Consider the following 19,028-nt stretch of genomic DNA (forward strand, 5'->3'; position numbering starts at 1 on the left):
TCACAATTCATCGTCAAAATCCGAATAAACGATACAATAGGAATCTCTAGGGATTGGATCATGTTGAAAAATAAATGCAACACCCTATTTGCTATACTAGCGGTAGGCCTTGTTACTGGCTCCACCCAGGCTAAAGACCGTTTAGTCCTTTGGCATTCATTCCAGGAACAAACGGTTGCGAGACACTTGGAAATCCTGCTGACAAAATTTGGAGAAGATCATCGAATCACTGTAGAAGCCAGAGAATTTCAAAACTCTGATATCAAGCCCTCTCTGATTAGCGCTGCACAGGAAGACAAGTTACCAGATGTTTTTATTGCCGCAGGAGACTTTGCTGGCTTGTACCAAACACTAGACTTGTCACCTATCCCCCTAAAAACCATCGAACCCTTTGATGAAACAATAAAAATTGGTGCTAACTACTACGGCGCTCCCTTCTTGGGCGGGAACCATCTTGTGCTCTACTATAACAAGGAGTTTGTAAAGACCCCCATCTCAGACTTCAACGAAATTGCGTCTCAAAAGGAGGCTTTTCGTGCCCGAGGCATTGGAACTATTGGCTGGCAATACCGAGAGCCATTTTGGTTGCTTTCGTTTCTTTCAGCTTATGGTGTGTGGCCAGTTACCGAACAAGGCAAACCCAATCTATCGGGACCAAGGATGGAAGAAGCATTGCGCGCTTACTACGAATTGGGAAGTGTCATCGCTCGGGACTGCACATACCAGTGTGGACATAAGGATTTCATCGATGGCAAGTTTGCTTATTCAGTGAATGGTGTTTGGGCATTTGCCGAGTTCCAAAAAAAGTTCGGTCCAAACTTCGGAGTCTCACCTTTACCCACATTCAACGGCAAAAGTTTAAATGCCATGTATTCTACAATTAGCCTCTTTTTTCCAAAACAAGCACTCAGTGGGCCGAAGAGTAATACCCTGATCCAGCTTGCTCGATATTTTCGCGCTCCTCGTACCCAAGAAAGTTGGATAAAGCATGGCCTGATTCCCGCAGTCGGTAGCTCCTTCAATAAACTAAAACGAAGCGCTAGCCAGCAAAAGAAGATGGTCTTGAAGCAACTTGAAGTGAGTAAGCCTATGCCGAACCTTCCTAGCATGGTTTATATATGGGAAGCCCTAAGAAAGGGCTGGCTGCGCTACGAAGCATTGCGGACCCGAGAAAAACCCATGCCCGAAAAAACCGCAAGCGAGTTTATGCAGAAACTTGCTATCGAAGCAATGGAGCAGGAACGATTGACACATTAGATCTGGAGTTTAAAAAAATAATTGTCCCTTTGAATACTTCAGAGAATTTGGTGCATCTAATCAGATTTTGGGGTAAACGTTGAAAAGCTTCCGGCTACTCATACTTTCGGCAATTCTAATATCAGCGCTATTGCCGATTCTAATCGTATCCCTGCCAACCGGCAAGGTGGTCTACGATTTGGTTTGGGATCATGCTGAAGAAGAACTCTCACTTCGAGGCCAGAAAATCTCGGATGCGATCTTGCACGACTTGCGACTCATTACCCATAGCCTTGAGTTTCTAGCTATAACTCAGGAAATAAGGCTTGGTGTCAGCAGCCTAGTATTCTCGGGAGCAGCCCGACGAGTGCTAGAGCGCTACCAAGAGCGCTACCCCATGGTCACCGGCATCTATCTTTTCGATGAGAGTGCCAACGTAGTAGAAACCATTCCAGAAATTCTTTCCATCGAGGATTCTGAATACATCACAAATGCACTCGCAAGTCTCCCTGAAGGGTCCAGGGAAATCTTCGTCGATCTTATGTCTAACTCCGACTTTTCTGAAATCCTTAGAGAGCTATCCAGCTTGAATCGCGTGGACAGGAAAAGTTTAAGCTCTTCATCTCATATATTGGTTGGCAAACCGGTGATCGGTGATAAAAGCCGGCGAGTGGGGTTTTTAGTCTTAGTGATTCCCATTGAAGTTCTGCTTCAGAAGCATACGCCTGCTTTCAATCAGGATCGTGTGCTAGACATACAAAAAGAGGAACAAACTTGGTACAATTCCTTGCTAGACACTCCCCCTCGAATCACAGATGACACCTGGATCAAATCCATAACTCAACTAGCTCTTGCTGATATTGCACCAGATCAGCCTATCAATATTCGACTGATCACAGCTGAAACAAAGTCTTCCCGGTATGGAGAGATTTTTGAGGACGTTCAAGATATCGTCGTGCTTGTCACATTGATCTCACTTCTAACTTTGGCCCTAGCATTCCACCTAGGTCGATTGATCGCCAAACCATTGGCAAGAATTGGAGATTTAGTCAGTGCTTACAAGGATGCCAACTATAGCTATCGTTTGCCAAAAATGAAGTTTGTTGAATTCAGTCGATTGGTTGATCTACTTGGTGATCTCGGCGAGGCTGTTCGCAACTCTAAAACCGATCTCAACCGAAAGTTGGATGAACGATCCGAGGAGATTCACCGACTCCAAAAAAAGGAACGCGATGCCGCAAAAGCTGTTCAAGAAGCATTGCTCCGTCATCCCGAGATTCGTTCACGAGTCACCATCACAAGTTGCTATCGGACTGCTGGTTTCATGGGTGGTGATTGGTACAGCTATTTTGAAGACACCACGAAAAACCGATTGGTGGTAATGATCGGCGATGTTACTGGTCACGACATGTCGTCTGCATTAGTAACCGGTGCCGTCGCGGGCGCCTCCCGCGCGGGCCTCGAAGTAATCAGTGATCACGAGAACGATCATAAGAATCTTCTTCACCAAATTGCTGATAAATTCAATCAGGTAGTCATCGATACGGGGAAATGTGCTGGCCATCTCATGACGATGACCATCTTATGTATCGACACACTCAGACATCGCTGCCACTATCTCAATGCCGGACACACGGGGATTGCACTCAAGAATAAATCAGGGGTTCGAACCATTATAAAAGGTGGTTCTCCTTTAGGACTTTTTGAGCAACCTAATTTTGGCTACTGTGAGTTTCCATTGAATGTCCATGATACTCTATTTCTGTATACCGATGGATTACTAGAGAACGCTAGCCAGGCTGGAAGTACCATCAGCCCCAGGATGCTCCTGAAGACCCTTGAAGATGCCGCCGACGCACGCAGTATGATTGATGCTATCACTGGACTTACTGTTCGCGTTTGGGGCGATCAGAAAATTGAAGATGATTGTACCTACTTGGCAATTCAATACCGCCCATAAAAAGACATAATAAAATCACAAGCAATTCTTTAATAGTTAACATTACCCAAGTTTCTTCAAACACTACCAACCTCAACTAACGAAATCAACAACCGATAAAGTTCCTATGTTTTAACGGAGATCAGGAATCGGACCATGCGGGCTATCTATCCTCAGCAAACGGCAGTAACGATGACTGAAGTTGTTATGCCACAGCATACCAATCCTCACGGTAGTGTTTTTGGAGGAGTGATAATGTCTTGGGTCGACATTGCAGCTGGAATTTGTGCCACCCGCCACTGCCGTAGAGACGTTGTAACAGCATCCGTTGACACCCTTCACTTTCTTTCCCCTGTTAGGCTAGGCTGGATCGTAACCCTAAAGGCGATGGTTAACTATGCTGGTAAAACTAGCTGTGAAGTGGGTGTCCGCATTGATGCTGAGAATGGTAATACTGGAGAAGTGTTTCATACAGCCAGCGCCTATCTAACCATGGTGGCCATGGGAAGCGATCATAGGCCGAGCACCATCCCTCCCTTGGAGCCGCAGACCGAATTGGAAAAGCAGCGGTTCGAACAGGCAAAAAATAGAATCACCATTCGCCGCAAACTCAGGCAGATGATGGCTGACGAAGATCACATTCAATTGCCATCGTCCCCGATTCGCGACGACGACTGATTCGCTTAAGCCTGCACTCTTCTAGCATTCTTTCCAAGATAACCTTGCGTGCTTTGTAAACTGATGATATCACACGACTTGAAATTTTATAAACGATGGTGAAACAGGTGGGAATCCTGTGCTGTCCCGCAACTGTAAGTTCTAACGAGCAAGCCAGATCCCATCTCTATAAGCGTACGACCCGAGGAGGTTTCATGTACCAGCAACGTCTATTGCTTATTCTTTCTGTGCCCCTTTCAGCTAGTACTCTTAGCTACGGACAATCTTCCGAAATCGAGCCACCACCCACCGGAGAAGAACGTCTCGAAACCATGGAAATCAAAGGTAGTCGCACCAATCGCATTGGGGAGTCGATCACTGCCGGTGAAGGAGAGGTGGGCCAGGCGGAGATCAGCCAACGGCCCTTAAGCCGAACAGGGGAGATCATCGAATTCGTTCCTGGCTTCATTGCCACCCAGCATAGTGGCTCAGGTAAGGCGAATCAGTATTTTGGCCGAGGTTTTAACCTTGACCATGGCACAGACTTCAGAATGTCCATCGATGGAATGCCCATCAATATGAGGTCCCATGGCCATGGCCAAGGCTACAGCGATGCGAACTTCATTATTCCCGAAGTCATTGAAAGCCTTGAGTATCGCAAGGGTCCTTACTACGCAGATTCAGGAGACTTTTCTAGCGCCGGTTATGCAAAGCTCTCAACATTCGATCGACTAGGCCATGGCGAAGCCCTTATTGGCGGTGGTAGCTATGGCTACGGCCGCACGCTTATTATGGATAGCATTGGCGATCATCAACGCAGCTTCACCTATGCATTTGAAGCCCAGCAATATGATGGGCCTTGGCAAGGTATTGATGAGAATGTTGAGAAGCTAAATGGCTTTGCCAAGCAGAACTTTTCGTGGGGTCGGGATCACCTCTCCATTAGCCTAATGGCCTATGATAATCGGTGGAACTCAGCCGAACAGGTTCCTAGCCGAGCTGTTGAAGCAGGTCTTATCAATCGATTGGCAGTCATCGATGACAAGGTCGGCGGAGAAACCAAACGAAACTCGCTCGCCATGCAGTGGCAAAGACAGCTGGATCAAGCTAGGATCAGCTTCAATGCCTACGCTATCGACTACGACCTAAAGCTCATCAATAATTTCACCTACTTCATCGATGAGGCAAATGGCGATCAGTTTTCCCAAGTCGATAGCCGCCGCGTATTCGGGGCTAACGGGGAGTGGCAACAAAACCTACAAATTGCCGGAGTTCCGATCCAACAACGTTTCGGAATCGAAGGACAAGTAGATACAGACTTGGAGACTGGCCTTTACAGAACACAAGAACAAGACATTATAGAAACACAGTCAGAACATGAAGCTCAGATATCGAATCTCAGCCTTTATTCCTCCACAGAGTTAGGCTTGAGCACTGATCTGCGAAGCAATATATCGTACCGAGTCGATTCCTATGACTACCAAGTGCGCAATCTAGTTAATCAGAAAAGCGCCTCGGATCGAGTCACTATGGGTAGCCTCAAGGGGAGCTTCGCCTATCGGGTTGGCGAAGGCCTTGAAAGCTACCTGGCTATTGGCCAAGGCTTTCATAGCAACGATTTCAAAGGAGTCTTAGCCACTGAAATATCGGACGATCCAGAGGCTGAAGATGCTGACCCTATTGTCCGATCACTTGGTTATGAAACAGGTCTTGCCTGGAGCCCATCGTCACGAATCAATCTATCGGTTGGGATTTGGCAGTTGGAATCAGACTCTGAACTAATCTATGTGGGCGACGAGGGTAGCACTGAGGCTTCCCGAGCAAGCGTCCGACGAGGCATTGAATGGACCACATACTACCGCCCCAATACAAACTGGACCTACGATCTAGAAATTGCTCAATCCGATGCTCGCTACAGCAGTGACCCTGACAACGAAGGCCGGGAGGTCGAAGGGCACATTCCCTTGGTTGTAAGCGGAGGCGTTTATGGGAACATGAGCAACGGCCTACTTGCAGGCCTAAGATTGCGCTACCTCGGAGAACGCCCGCTTACAGCAGACGGTTCTCAGCGATCTTCAGCCACTAGCCTTGTAAATTTGCGTACTGGCTATCAATGGGGGCAGTTTCGTATCACTCTTGATGTTTTTAATATCTTTGATAGTAAGGATAACGATATTGAATACTACTATGCATCTCGTCTTCCTGGCGAAGTAGAACCTCAAGACGATCGCCACTTCCACCCTGTAGAGCCTCGTAGTGTTAGAACTCATTTGAGTTACATGTTCTAGCTGCATTGCCTTTACTCCTTGCGGGTAAAGGCAAGTTCTTCCCTGCCCTCAGCCTTATTAAGAAACTACAATAGAGTGGTGATCTCCCTATCAGCAGCTGAGGAACCATGAACCAGGCTAAGGCGGAACCCCACCATCTTTGGTCCGATCTTATCGACTATTTCCGACGTAGCAACTACGATCGTTCCTATATGGTTTGCAAGGTTGCGTACTTTCTCGGTGGAAGCATACACGGGTCGTGGATCTTTCTCTTCTGGTTTCTTGATATCTGGCAGCTTTCGCTATTTAACATCTTTAGTTCCAGCTTTTTCTTCCTTTTGATGTGGGTCAATGAGCGTGGCTACCGCTCACTAACGATAAGCCTTGCTAGTATTGAGTTGATTTCACATCAAGTCTACGCCGTTTACCTACTCGGGCTAGAGAGCAATTTTCAGTACTTCCTAATTCTTGGCTTGATGGCCCCCTATCTAGCCTTGCATACCGAAGTGCTCTTAAAAAGCATCCTATCACTCGCCAGCCTGATCGCTCTTCTTAGCCTATTCTTTTTCATGAGAGAAACAGCACCACAAATCCAGCTAAGCTCTCAGGTCATGACATGGCTGGCCTTGCTGAATATCATCGGTGTCGCCATTAACGTGGTTACCTGGACCCACTACTTCAACTCTGTCGCTGGCCGTGCGATGAAAGAAGCAGAATCGGAGCGGAGCCGCTCCGATCAGTTACTGCGAAACATTTTACCGGCTCCTGTCGCTCAGCGACTCAAAGGCCAGCCCAAAATCATTGCCGATGACTACGAGCATACCAGTGTGCTATTTGCGGACATCGTCGGCTTCACCCGACTGGCTTCCGCCCTTTCTGCCAAAGAACTCGTAACAATCCTAAATCAACTATTCTCTAGTTTTGATGACTTATGTGAAGGCTATCCCATAGAAAAAATAAAAACGCTCGGGGATGCCTATATGGTAGTTTCCGGACTACCTCAACCCTGCCCTCACCACGCTGAAACACTCGCTAGTTTCGCTTTGGACCTTCTTGAGTCGGTCGAAAATTTCAACACCACCTCACCCATCAAAATTCAGCTACGGGTTGGGATTCATTCAGGTCCTGTGGTTGCCGGAGTCATTGGCAAGAAGAAATTTATTTACGATCTTTGGGGAGACACGGTTAATACGGCCTCACGAATGCAATCGACCTGCTTACCAGGACAGATTCAGGTTACCAAACCAGTCTTCGACAGAATTCAAAATTCCTTCGACTGTGAATTACGTGGGATGGTAGAAGTCAAAGGTAAAGATGAACCTCTCAGCGCTTACTGGGTGCTCAAGCGAAAAGCTCATCCGGTGGCAGAACCTGAAGCCTCCTAAAGTCCCTGGACTCCACGGAAAGGCAAACAATGTCTACTTGCCGTGCACTTCGGGAACACGATATTGCTTCTCGTAAGACTTGATAAGCTTCGAGGCCCGGCCATGCGCACAAGAAAATCCCTGGGATGGGGCGGTTTTTTGCTCCCTTTCTGGAGCTTGGCTCGCGGTGCGCGGCGCCCCAATCCCTGCAACCCGACCATGACAGGGACTTATAACCTTCTTAAAGTTTAGACTATGACATTGCGGGCAGGTTGCCGTTCGATCGCCTAATTTCTTAAGGATCGCCTCTTGGTGACCACAATCACTACAAGTAAACTCGTAAATTGGCATGATTTGAGTATCCTATAAGTCCATGGAAAGGTTTTCTAGCCTTTCCATTCATTCTAGCAGATATACTCAGAACCAGGCTTGATCATCAAGTCTCAGCAAATTTCCAGCCAGAGCAGCGACGATACCCCTAACTTACAACTCTCATGCTTTCAAATACATCTGGCAGGCTTTGATACACTCATCGCAGGACTCAGCGCAGTCCTTGCATTCCTTATGATGTTTGACATGAACTTCACAGGACTTTTTACAGTCTTCACAATAGAGAATGCAGGTTTCAGCAAGTGCTTTCTGACTCTTCTTAGAACCGCCACCATGAATGATGGTATTGACCATAGTCTGCACCACTTCCGTCATGTTTAAGACAGATTGATGGCATTCTGCCATCTTAGTATTACCAGACATCAGCTGATCAATACAGTGAGAAGTACATATTTTACCCGATGAAACACAGGATTCACCCACTGAGACTAAGTTCTTTTCAGCCTTGGTCCATACCCGAGATTTGCCATGATGATGGTGGTGATCATTCTTTGCCATGAGCGTCGACGATGCTACAGTGCCAGCTAGTGCACCAGCACCCGCCACGAAAGTTCTACGATCCACAGGATCCTCCCCTAAGCTTAGTTATTTCTATCTTCACTTAATAAAACCCCGATTATACAGCCTTAGAGCTTCGCTACCATAAAAATCTTGTGGACCTCAGAACCAAGAAAACTGTCTCGCAAAAGGTCCTAGTTTAGCTAGTCCATCGAGGTGTTACAACTCAGTCGTATCTCAACAACAGGCATATTGTTTCCAAGCTTAATAGCTGAAATCCTCAGTAAAACTTACCAATATAAAATGATTGTCCTAGGAATAAGTACCGATGGGGTTCATAGAGGCGTCAAAATTTTTTACGAGACAAATTTGTCTAGATTCAAAAATATCGAGTTCTTATCCAGCTATCGTCATCTGAACGAGACTATTGATAAGTATCATGCAGAATGGAAAAAACATAAAGACGAATTGACGGCAGCCAGCGCCCCTATCGTTTTCATCTGCATGGCTATCATTTTTCCCCTTTGGTTTTTAGTAGATCTATTCGTGGTGCAAGACCATGCAACTCTCGACAAATTCCTAGTGATGAGAATAGGAGTATTCCTTTGGAATGTTGTGGTTTACAGTCTATATAGATTAGGTCGACTCAATGAGAACTCTGGAGGAGTGGCATCCATCTCAGGATACGCAGGCCTTGGCTTTCTCTTTCCACTCCTTTCTGGAAACGAAATCTTGTTCTACCTTCTCGCTATTACCACAATGCCAGTGGGTCATGGTCTTTTCGAAAATCAGGGAACTCGTTATTACATCCGATGGTTTGGGATTGGTCAACTTGTAGTGGCCTTCAACGTGATCATGTCCCCTCTCCCGTTCCTCGACATCATCTTCAAGCATGGAGGTTTCCTGTATCTCACATTTTGTGCTGTTGGAGTTTTTATCTTTATTTATAAAGATTTCACTACCAAAAAGGGCTTTATTTTGACCATGAAGGTCCAAGAAAATGCCAGGCGATCCCACTCCATCCTTTCAAGTATTCCAGATGCAATCTTCACCATTGAAAGTCATCAAGGCCAGCTCACGATTGGTAAAGAATATTCTAGCTTCGCTCAGACTATTTCTGGCAAGGACGAGAGACTCTATAAGCAGGACCCGATGGCGGTATTCTTTGGGCGGTCCGACCTCAACGCCCACCAAAAGGATACCCTTAGAAACACCCTCTCCCTATCACTGGATGAAGATGTGATCCAGTTTCAAGTTAATGCCCACGTACTTCCTCAGAAACTAAACCTTTCGCCTTTCGGAAGTGATCAAAACCATCGTACCTGTGAAATGACATGGCGCCCGATTACAAATGATGTAGACACCGTGACGGCTTGTGTTGTTGTTATTCGGGATGTTACAGAAATCCTTAATCTTCGCGCCCATAGTCTGGATGCTGAGAAGCGCAATAGCATTGTCATCGAACTTCTTGGTATCAAAGCTGAGGAGAGTGTAGAGGTTCTCTATGTCGCGCATCAGCTCATAGATGATGCGAAGAAAGAAGTTCATAAACTTGATCGAGAAGACAATGACCCAGGCTTAGCCTTAGCCATTATTTATCGCAATATTCATACAATCAAGGGACTAACAGTCACCTATCATCTTGCTGGTTTTAGTGAAGTTCTCCATCATGGCGAGAAAGAGCTTTCTGAGCTGCGCGGACACACCCAAGAGCTTGGATTACTACACGGACGACTTGACTCTGTGATTAGAACAATAGAAGCGGAGCTTTTAATATATACTTCGGTCAACGAGGAAACTTTGGGCCGTAGCTTAGAGATGGAGTTTATCGAAGTTCCAACTATCGAAAACTTTATCAAAGAATATGGTACCCAAGAAATTCCAGAGTCGTTCATCTTCGCCCTACAAAAACTCTATAAAAAATCGTTCCGCAAGATAGTGGAACCTATCGCCATAAACATCGGGAAAGTCGCACAATCCAAACTCAATAAACCAGCGCCAAAAATCGAAGTCAAAAACGATATCGTTTTCGTCCAAAATCCAGATGTGAGAGTCGTTCTAAAAAAGTGTCTGACCCACCTATTTCGCAATGCCATCGACCACGGGATCGAGCCTCCCTCAGAACGCATCAAAGCTGGCAAACCTGAAGCAGGTCGCATCGAACTCGCACTAGATTTGAATGAGCAACATATCAGCTTGGAGATAAGTGATGACGGTCAAGGCCTCAACCTAAGAGCTCTAAAGAGTAAGCTGGAATCCGGTGATATTACCCTTAAGCCCGGGGCACCCATCACAGAAGCTATTTTTCTCGATGGAATTTCAACGAAGAAAGAAGCTACAGAGCTATCAGGCCGTGGTGTTGGGATGGCTGCCGTTCGAGCGGAGCTAGAAAGCATCGACGGTAGTATAGACGCTATCATTACTGGTTCAGAGCGGCAGGGCTTCGTCCCATTTAAGTTTCGTATTCACCTTCCGGTTAAACATTTTGAAGTTCAGCTCGATGGCGGCAAGTCTCCAGCAGCAGAAGGCTTTTGAAGAAAGTGTTAAGCCTAAATAAAGGCATATTCAAATATAGTGACTTGACACATAATTGTATGATAAAAAATTGTTACCGCCCATTTGTCTTACAAAGACATTCTTAACGACTTCCTGACAAAACTCTTTAAGCTAACGTAATTTAAATTTTTATCGCGATCTCAAGGCTCAACGCAGCATTTACTTTTTAAATGCAACATTTAGACTCTTCCCCTTGATGAAGGCCCCTCTGGAAGTAAAGTTTTTTTAATTGACCACAAAAAAAGATGTCAAGACTAGAAACTGATTGGCACAAAATCTAATCCTACTGGAAAGAAGAGTCTTCAGCTGGTGCCATTCTCGATGGTAATTTTTAGAAAACTTAGATTGCTAATCTTCTCGCCAAACCAAGCCTTTGCTAGCTTCGAGATTGTTCAGAGCACTAAGCCTCGCTCTGGACAATGCCAACGAATGGCACCGCGCAGATTTTATTTAAAGGGATTTAAACATGAAAAAAAAGATTTCGAATCTATTCAAGACATTACTGTTGGGTGGGCTCATTACGAGCAGCTACGCACTCCCGGTACTGGCTGTGGAGCCCCTCACAGTCCAGGGTAGGCATATCCTATCTGGTGGCCAGATAAAGAGCTATGCAGGGGCCAGCCTTTTTTGGAGTAACGATGGTTGGGAGGGGGAAAAATTCTATAACTCTGAAACAGTGTCCTACCTCAAGAGCCAGTGGCAGACAAAACTCGTTCGCGCAGCTATGGGAGTTGAGCTAGACGGTGGTTATTTGCAGTCTCCAAAAAGTAATAAGGACAAGGTCATCCGAGTTGTTGATGCTGCGATTGCCAACAATATGTACGTGATTATTGATTGGCACTCGCATCATGCGGAGGCTCACCCTGAAGAAGCGGTCGCTTTCTTCCAGGATATGGCTCGACGTTATGGTTCTTACCCTAATGTGATCTATGAGATATATAATGAGCCACTCAAAGTATCATGGACAAACGTCATAAAACCTTATGCAGAAAGGGTAATAGCAGCTATAAGGGCTATCGATCCCGATAATTTGATTATTGTGGGCACACCTACGTGGTCTCAAGACGTGGACATCGCATCGCGTTCTCCTATTACAGGCTTCCCAAACATAGCGTATGCTCTTCACTTCTACGCTGGAACCCATGGCCAATCTCTAAGGGATAAAGCTGCGGCAGCTCTTGCAAATGGCATCGCCTTATTTGCCACTGAGTGGGGGACTGTCAACGCCAATGGCGATGGGGCGGTCGCTTATGCAGAAACCGAAGCCTGGATGGACTTCCTAGCAAGAAACCATATTTCCCATGCTAATTGGGCAATCAATGACAAGCGAGAAGGTGCATCGGCACTGGTTCCTACATCCAACACCCTAAAAAATTGGCAGCTAACCGAATCTGGTTCATTTGTTCGTGATATTGTTCTCAATTGGAATGGACAAGGGGGAGACCCCATTGGGGAGCCAGGTCAAGGGGATGGTAATGATCAAGGGGAATCCCCAAATCCGAACTGCTCTGGGGATTCCAGAGTCCTCGCCAACGGCGCAACCATCCAGTTAACCCAAGGCTCCTGCTTCCGGTATCAACATGATCGCGGTGAACTCTACTTGGGAACTTGGGATTCGGGTAATCCCATCACCTATGCAATCACAGACTGTGACGGCCAACTTGCTGAGATCAGACAAACCCCTGGTGACTTCACACGGGTCGCTGGCCTCAGCGCTGCATGCCAGCTAGAGGTCTTCGTCAAGCAAGCCAGCGGGTCGTTTACCTTGCAGCTTGGCAGCTGGTAGTTAAGTCGGAGAAATCTTACCCCACAGGTAAGACTTCTCTTCATATTATCATTAGTGAAATCAGTACATTAAAGAAAAACTTACCAATAAGGCTAAGTATTTTTCGAAAAATGCCGATAAGGGCCCCGGCTCGTTGCTGCTGTACTGATTTTCTCTGATGGATGCGCAAAATGATGAAGTTACTCTCGACCTCCGCTTTAGTTCTATGTTTAATTTCCTGTAACGATAATAACTTTGCTGGTAACCAGGCCAGTGCCTCAAATGAACCCGAAGTTCAAACACCCCCTGTTTTAAGTCAACCTGATAATAGCGATGTTGTTACTGAAGTGACAAAAGACACTGAATCCAACGATAGTGTTGTTGTAATCGATGATACCAAGGCCCTTATCGACCAGTGCCAAGACAAAGATGTCGTTAAAGAAACCATGATGGTGGAACTAAACTACCCAGAGCGTTTGGATTGCCAGTGGAATGTAGCTCCAAACCTTGAGCCGAAAGACTCTTTCGTCCAAGCACGGGAATTCACCACCAGAATGATCGAAATTCCAGAAGGTGCGATGCTATGTGATCTAAAGATCAATTCAATGGCAGACGCAAAGATTCATTACGATGACTTTCTGTTCTTCACCCTTGAAAAACACGTGATCTTTGGCACTAACAAAATGATCACTAGCAGGCTAGATGCCGTTGATAACGTTTATCAGTGGGATTTCCTAAAGATTCGCGGTACAGAAATCAATAACTTTGACGATGGCGAATATTGCCTCGGCTCCAAGTGCATTCTTCCTGGCCATGATATGGTCGGCCCCATAGCTCTTGAATTTGAAGCAAACAATATTGCCCCGATCTCAGTAGCCTTGAAAGGCAAGACTCAACTCGCACTCGACTTGATCGCTACTGGTGATAACGATGAAGGTAAGGATTGCATGCACACCAACCTCGATCTCAATCTAAGCGCGACATACATCGTTCCGTAGTCTTTACTGTTACCCCTGGTATAAGTTTCCCTACCAGGGGGTCGCCCTCGCTCCTTATCATTCGCCGTCACACGCCATATAACCTATCTGTGCTAAACCTCCTGTTTTTAGACTCCCAACCCACTTTTTGTCACGAAATTGTGATTAATGAGCATGGATAGAAGATTGATATCGAAAGTTTTTTTCTCAAATATCCTGCAATGTAAATCGAGGTGCCAGTGTATCCGAATGTGGCGGTACAGCTTGAAAAGGAGACAGGACGTGACAAGCCTAGCTAAATTTCTAACATTCATCTCCCTGATGTGGCAGGTCAACGGAGTCGCAGCCCCCGTTGCAATCCAAAGTGCAAATGCCAACCGTATTCCTCTCGGTGCCGAGATGCTGGTTCTCACAGACCCAAAGGCGATATTTGAAGACAACGACATCATTACCGGTCGTATGGATGGGGCGTTTAAGGAATATAAGAAAGGCACCGTACCCTCTTTTGGGTTCGCTAAAACCTACCCCCACTGGGTACGCTTCACTATCGACAACCAAACTGAGGAACGTCTACCCTACTATATCGCGAGCAGTTACTCTGCGACAGACTACCATGACTTATGGCATGTCTCTGCAGATGGCCAGGTTCTTTACCACGATCAACAGGGCGATCACACCTACTATCGAGATCGAAACGTTGAAAATCGTTCCGCCGTTTTTCCTGTAACACTTCAGCCAGGAATCAACGTTTTCTACTCAAAGATTGTGACCACCAGCGGTGTACAGTTTCCGTTATTTCTTTGGGATGAGGACTCTTTCGACCGTCATCGACTCTATGAATTTCTGCTACTCGGCTTTCTCTATGGCTCCATTACCATCGTAGGACTCTATAATTTCTTCCTAATGGTATCCATGAGATCAAAAACCTACGGTCTTTACGTTTCCTACAACTTAGCCTTTTTAGTCTATGCTGTCGCTCAGTATGGCTTTATGCCTTTGATGTTCCCAAACTCCAACCAGATCCCTTTCACAGGATTTGATGTATATATTATGATAGACATGATCACAGTCACAGCAGTAGCTTTTTCTATCAATTTCTTAGGTATGGCGGAGCGTTCGAAAATTGTTTATCGCTTACTCCAAGGCCTGCTTGGTGTAGCCTTGGTCAATGCTATTACAGCGATGCTAATACCAGGCTTGGAAGCCATCAATGTCCACCTAACTGTTGCTCATTCCTTCTTGGCTTCTATATTCCTAATCTCATCAGGACTGTATTGTATTGCGAAGGGCTATCGTCCGGCGATCTATTACACCATAGGCTGGTCGTTTGTCTTAGGAGGCAATATTATCTACATCCTCAGTGGGCCACTTAATGCCATCGAAGTTGGACCCGTTACTGCTTGGTCTCAGTTTATTGGAGCCTGCTGTGAATTAGTCATATTATCGATCGCTCTCGCATCAAGGATGAACCTACTCAAAAAACAAAAGTTCGAACTCGAACGAAACCTAAGGCAACAAACGGAAGAGAAGCGCCGTGCTCAAGAAGAATTGATCAAGTTTCAAGAGAACGCCATTCGTGATCTTGATGAGAAAGTCCAAGAGAAAACCCGAGATATTCGTGCAACACTCGACTCATTACCGCAAGGAGTCTTCCGTATCCGCAAAGTAGGTGAAGATATCTTGATTGACAATGAGTATTCTGGCGCTCTAACAAACATTCTAGAAAGCAGCGAATTCGCGGGACAAGACCCGTTTACCGCCATTTTCGAGAAATCCAATCTTAGCAGCCTACAACTCAGCCGCATCCGTACCGCGCTTGAGGTCAGTTTAGGCGAGGATGAGATGCAATTTGAAGTCAATATTCACCTGCTGCCAAGAGAGTTTTCCATCGGCCAGAAGATTCTCGAAGTCGATTGGAGTCCAATGGTTCTCAACGATGAGATTGATAAGATCCTTTGCATCATGAAGGACATCACTGAAGTGAAGCAGCTTGAAATGGAAGCGAAACTTCAAGCGGAGCGTACTCTAATCATCTCTGAAATTGCCAAGATCGGCTCCTATGAAAGGATCGAGGCATTTATTCTGGCAGGATTCTCGTACCTGGAAGATGCCAAGAATAACTTAGACGACTTGGAGTGGATCAACCGAGACCTCCACACCCTAAAAGGCCTTTCTATGTCTCTAAGCTTCGATACCCTAAGCGAATGCATCCATGAGGCAGAAGACTCAGTCAAGGCCTGGTCGAAGCTCAGCCATCGCGAGAATCAGGATTTGAAAGGTATCATCAACCGGGTGATCCGCCTGTTACACATTTACAATGACTCCTTCGAGCAGGTCTTTGGCAACATCGGCAAGAAAGTTTCCTTGGACAAACAAGAGCTAATGTATCTGGCACGACTCTGCCTTAGCGAAGATCGAGAGAACCTCTATCGTCACGTTCTATTCATGTATGAAAGTAACTTCCAGAAAACCTTGGAAGCGGAAATCGATGCAACAGTTAAAACAGCGCAGAGACTAGGCAAGGAAGAGCCAAAATTTGTCTTTGAAAACGATCACTTCATCCTATCTGAAAACCTAAGAAAACTTGTCAAGCATTCGTTCATTCACCTTCTAAGGAATTCAGTCGACCACGGTATCGAACCGAAGGACGAGCGACGAGCCGCTCAAAAGCCCGCCCACGGAGAGATCAAAGTAGCCATCAAACACCTCGGAGAAGAGATTCAAGTAAGCTACCAGGATGATGGCCGAGGGGTATCACTGGAAGCCTTAAAGAAGAAGGCTGAGGAATTGGGCTATGAGTACCAGACTCAGAAAGAACTTATGAACATCATCTTCGAGTCTGGCTTCTCAACCAAAGAAAATGTGACGTCTATCTCTGGCCGCGGCGTAGGTATGGATGCAGTGAAGAGCTATATCGAAGAGTGTGGTGGGCACATCCATATTCTTGATAGCCAAGCTAATGAACAGGGTTTTGCCCCGTTAGTCTTTAGCATCGAAATTCCCATTTCCAATCAGTTGGAAAACTTAGACCATATCCTGCATATGCAGGATTTTACAAAGGCTGGCTAAGTACCTGCAGCTTCGTGAATGATGATGGAAAAAAAGGAAGCCCCACTTAGGGGGTTTGGACTTCAATGCGATAGGAGACCGTTTGGTCGTCGAATCCTAATTCCAAAAGCGAGGGAACATCATTATTGATAACAAGCCGTTGGGTACCACCAAAATTCACACCATTATTTAGGGTAACTAAGAACTCACCTTGGATCGACAGCGAGCTCCTTGGGTACTCCAGATTCAAGAGCAAGGGCAAGTCCCTAGGATACTTCTGTAAATAGGGGTTTGTTCCCAGAACTTTGAATTAAGGGCTAAATAATTGTGAGGGCCGAGCCCATGACTCACGGTAAGAATTGCTAGGTTGTATAGGGTGTCTTTCGATGATTTTGATAAGAGTTAGCTGTTGGAAATGGAGGCGAAACCGCCTCCTCGGAGGCATCTACTTAATATACTTATGGAAGACATAGTCATTGTTCTTCGCTTGATCAGCATGACACTGAAAGCAATCTTTCTTGGGATTTATGGGCTTTGGCGCGCCCTTGTCGTCGAATGCAGCGAATATCCAGCCTCCAGTATCCTTGGCTGAGCTGTCCTTCACCATCAGGGCATCCATAAGCTTCTTGCCTTGATTGGTAGTTCCGTCTTTCTTGACAACATCGTAGAACGACACCACGAACTTAGCACCATTCGGATAAGGTTTCTTGCTACGAATCATGGTTTTATAGGCTTTTTTGTTGGCATAAATGTTATGAAAGCCATAGAGCCCATGGCTTTTATCTGGAATTACCATGGATTTTGTGTGGGTCCAAAATCGGAAGTTTTTTGGCAGTTTCGCCTTCTTGTGCATCTTCCCATATACAGCCCCACCTAAGACTGTCAAGGAAAGAAGGATAACTAAGACTTTCATGCTAGGTCCCCTATAAAAGCATAAGTACTGTGTTCTTTAATCGTCGATTTTTGAAAAATATTTAGCCTTTTAGAAAGATTCATAGAGAGCGAACTCGATAGTCACGGAGTTTGGTGCTAACGGTACATTTTTACCCGAAATAAAAATCTCTCTGTTTAGCTTAAAGTAACCTGGAAACGGCCGTTTAAGGCCAAGACCATCATATTTAAAGCCATAGCCAAAAGTCAGATATTCGGGCCCAGGAACCTCAACCTGGTCTCCGTAGTAGGTGTCTGCACCGAACTTGTAGTTGATGCTTGTCTCTACAGCAATGGGCTGAAAAAACAGCCCGAGGTTCGACAGGCCAAGATCAGCACGGAACATGCCGACATTTGTGATCCCCTTCTTCGTCACAGTTTGATCGTTCGGTGAACCATCCGATCCAGCGGCAATCGCGATGTCAGAGGTTGGATCTCCCTCATTGAGCTGATTCGGATCTAAAAGGCTCGACTTTTTTCTCCGGCCATCAAGTAGGGTAAATTCTGACTGATTTTGAACAGCTAGCCACAAGGCGGGAACAGGGTGATAATCATAATTGAGACGGATTGCACCCTGCATCAAACCTTCGCCGGTTGGCCGCTGAGCCGCAGGAACACTTTCAAAGTCTCCAACCGGGAGGCGAACCCCTGTACCGATTGAAAAATTATATTTTTCGCCACTTAGAACAGTGTAGAGAATTCCAAAATCGACATCACCAATGCCTGTAGCCCCATCGGCAGGCTTAGCTCCATCGGAGATTAGGTTCGGGATAGCCTGTGCTGGAACCACACCAGCTGGTAGAGTTGTTGTTTCCCCTGTAGGAAGTGGGAGAGTGAGATTATTATCGAGCGGCGTGGATAAACACTCTTCTGCCGAATCGCAAAGGCCCTGCTGAATCATCGTGCCAGCCAGTAGCCTTTGATATTGACTCTCAAGCTCGGAAAATGCTGCCGACTGCTTGAATTTATTAGGATTGAACCCAAGGCTGTTTTTAGAAATATATGGAATCAGAAGCTGGAAACTTAGGTTTTCGCTCATGCCATACTCAGTTACAAGGCCATGAGATAAGACACTTAAGTCAAAACCCTGATCAACTGACTTGCCACTGCTATCGTAGCCGGTCGAACCCTGGCTGATTTTTGTCACACCGCGGAATCGGTAGAAACCTGCGGGCAAAGTTTTACCTAGGCCTAGGGATGAATAGTAGCTGGGCTTATAGCGCTTCTTACGTTTCCTACGCTTCTTACGCTTCTTGCGCTTCTTTTTCTTGACTTTAACTTCTTCCTCATCCTCATCAACAGTATCAGCATCAAAGTCGCTTTGAGCAAGTGCTGTCGTAGGCTCTCCTGAAAAGCTTAGCACCAGCAGAAGGATCAATAGCTTTAGGCGTGTTATCATCT

The 19,028-nt window shown here is 45.9% G+C and carries 14 protein-coding genes and 1 riboswitch; of the genes, 9 read left to right on the forward strand and 5 right to left on the reverse strand.

What is annotated here, in order from left to right:
• Positions 1 to 60 precede the first annotated feature (60 nt).
• The 5 genes from B9N89_RS05820 to B9N89_RS05840 all read left to right on the forward strand — a co-directional run bounded on the left by B9N89_RS05820 (position 61) and on the right by B9N89_RS05840 (position 7,484).
• Positions 61 to 1,257: a sugar ABC transporter substrate-binding protein gene (locus tag B9N89_RS05820; RefSeq protein WP_132315903.1), complete on the forward strand. Its 1,197-nt coding sequence runs from the start codon at positions 61 to 63 to the stop codon at positions 1,255 to 1,257.
• 79 nt (positions 1,258 to 1,336) lie between these two features.
• Positions 1,337 to 3,196, forward strand: coding sequence for a PP2C family protein-serine/threonine phosphatase (locus tag B9N89_RS05825; protein ID WP_132315901.1), 1,860 nt, complete (start codon positions 1,337 to 1,339; stop codon positions 3,194 to 3,196).
• A gap of 135 nt (positions 3,197 to 3,331) precedes the next feature.
• The gene (locus tag B9N89_RS05830) at positions 3,332 to 3,853 is read left to right on the forward strand and encodes an acyl-CoA thioesterase (RefSeq protein ID WP_200820674.1); all 522 of its coding nucleotides are present in this window, start codon (positions 3,332 to 3,334) and stop codon (positions 3,851 to 3,853) included.
• A 64-nt stretch (positions 3,854 to 3,917) separates the two neighbouring features.
• Positions 3,918 to 4,035, forward strand: a riboswitch (cobalamin riboswitch).
• Between the two features lie 12 nt (positions 4,036 to 4,047).
• Complete coding sequence (locus B9N89_RS05835; protein ID WP_132315899.1) at positions 4,048 to 6,120, forward strand: TonB-dependent receptor; 2,073 nt, start codon at positions 4,048 to 4,050, stop codon at positions 6,118 to 6,120.
• Positions 6,121 to 6,227: 107 nt separating this feature from the next.
• Positions 6,228 to 7,484 (forward strand): adenylate/guanylate cyclase domain-containing protein, encoded by a 1,257-nt coding sequence (locus tag B9N89_RS05840; RefSeq protein ID WP_132315897.1) that lies wholly within the window; start codon positions 6,228 to 6,230, stop codon positions 7,482 to 7,484.
• A 33-nt stretch (positions 7,485 to 7,517) separates the two neighbouring features.
• Here the strand turns inward: B9N89_RS05840 and B9N89_RS05845 are convergent, their stop codons facing one another.
• Both B9N89_RS05845 and B9N89_RS05850 read right to left on the reverse strand, forming a co-directional pair.
• Entirely contained in the window at positions 7,518 to 7,814 is a 297-nt protein-coding gene (locus B9N89_RS05845; RefSeq protein ID WP_132315895.1) for an FmdB family zinc ribbon protein, read from the reverse strand.
• A 141-nt stretch (positions 7,815 to 7,955) separates the two neighbouring features.
• Positions 7,956 to 8,417: a Csp1 family four helix bundle copper storage protein gene (locus B9N89_RS05850; RefSeq protein ID WP_132315893.1), complete on the reverse strand. Its 462-nt coding sequence runs from the start codon at positions 8,415 to 8,417 to the stop codon at positions 7,956 to 7,958.
• Positions 8,418 to 8,720: 303 nt separating this feature from the next.
• Here B9N89_RS05850 and B9N89_RS05855 point away from each other — a divergent pair, with 303 nt between their 5' ends.
• The 4 genes from B9N89_RS05855 (at position 8,721) to B9N89_RS05870 (ending at position 16,718) form a co-directional block, all read left to right on the forward strand.
• Entirely contained in the window at positions 8,721 to 10,886 is a 2,166-nt protein-coding gene (locus B9N89_RS05855) for an ATP-binding protein (protein ID WP_159455173.1), read from the forward strand.
• Positions 10,887 to 11,373: 487 nt separating this feature from the next.
• Positions 11,374 to 12,693: a glycoside hydrolase family 5 protein gene (locus tag B9N89_RS05860; RefSeq protein WP_132315889.1), complete on the forward strand. Its 1,320-nt coding sequence runs from the start codon at positions 11,374 to 11,376 to the stop codon at positions 12,691 to 12,693.
• 170 nt (positions 12,694 to 12,863) lie between these two features.
• A complete protein-coding gene (locus tag B9N89_RS05865) occupies positions 12,864 to 13,670 on the forward strand; it encodes a hypothetical protein (protein ID WP_132315887.1) in 807 nt (268 codons plus the stop codon).
• Positions 13,671 to 13,931: 261 nt separating this feature from the next.
• A complete protein-coding gene (locus B9N89_RS05870) occupies positions 13,932 to 16,718 on the forward strand; it encodes a 7TM diverse intracellular signaling domain-containing protein (RefSeq protein ID WP_159455174.1) in 2,787 nt (928 codons plus the stop codon).
• Between the two features lie 46 nt (positions 16,719 to 16,764).
• Here the strand turns inward: B9N89_RS05870 and B9N89_RS05875 are convergent, their stop codons facing one another.
• The 3 genes from B9N89_RS05875 to B9N89_RS05885 all read right to left on the reverse strand — a co-directional run bounded on the left by B9N89_RS05875 (position 16,765) and on the right by B9N89_RS05885 (position 19,026).
• Entirely contained in the window at positions 16,765 to 16,953 is a 189-nt protein-coding gene (locus B9N89_RS05875) for a hypothetical protein (RefSeq protein ID WP_132315883.1), read from the reverse strand.
• Positions 16,954 to 17,142: 189 nt separating this feature from the next.
• Positions 17,143 to 17,610: a cytochrome P460 family protein gene (locus B9N89_RS05880; protein ID WP_132315881.1), complete on the reverse strand. Its 468-nt coding sequence runs from the start codon at positions 17,608 to 17,610 to the stop codon at positions 17,143 to 17,145.
• A gap of 69 nt (positions 17,611 to 17,679) precedes the next feature.
• Positions 17,680 to 19,026, reverse strand: a complete 1,347-nt coding sequence (locus B9N89_RS05885; protein WP_132315879.1) for a hypothetical protein — start codon at positions 19,024 to 19,026, stop codon at positions 17,680 to 17,682.
• Positions 19,027 to 19,028 lie beyond the last annotated feature (2 nt).

It is taken from the genome of Pseudobacteriovorax antillogorgiicola, from assembly GCF_900177345.1.
GTDB lineage: Bacteria > Bdellovibrionota_B > Oligoflexia > Oligoflexales > Oligoflexaceae > Pseudobacteriovorax > Pseudobacteriovorax antillogorgiicola.

Bases quoted from the DNA above. Each gene is read 5' to 3' on its own strand.
- B9N89_RS05840 (WP_132315897.1), top strand. From the start codon at position 6,228: ATGAACCAGGCTAAGGCGGAACCCCACCATCTTTGGTCCGATCTTATC.
- B9N89_RS05835 (WP_132315899.1), top strand. From the start codon at position 4,048: ATGTACCAGCAACGTCTATTGCTTATTCTTTCTGTGCCCCTTTCAGCT.
- B9N89_RS05820 (WP_132315903.1), top strand. From the start codon at position 61: ATGTTGAAAAATAAATGCAACACCCTATTTGCTATACTAGCGGTAGGC.
- B9N89_RS05865 (WP_132315887.1), top strand. From the start codon at position 12,864: ATGATGAAGTTACTCTCGACCTCCGCTTTAGTTCTATGTTTAATTTCC.
- B9N89_RS05860 (WP_132315889.1), top strand. From the start codon at position 11,374: ATGAAAAAAAAGATTTCGAATCTATTCAAGACATTACTGTTGGGTGGG.
- B9N89_RS05830 (WP_200820674.1), top strand. From the start codon at position 3,332: ATGCGGGCTATCTATCCTCAGCAAACGGCAGTAACGATGACTGAAGTT.
- B9N89_RS05880 (WP_132315881.1), bottom strand. From the start codon at position 17,610: ATGAAAGTCTTAGTTATCCTTCTTTCCTTGACAGTCTTAGGTGGGGCT.
- B9N89_RS05845 (WP_132315895.1), bottom strand. From the start codon at position 7,814: ATGCCAATTTACGAGTTTACTTGTAGTGATTGTGGTCACCAAGAGGCG.
- B9N89_RS05885 (WP_132315879.1), bottom strand. From the start codon at position 19,026: ATGATAACACGCCTAAAGCTATTGATCCTTCTGCTGGTGCTAAGCTTT.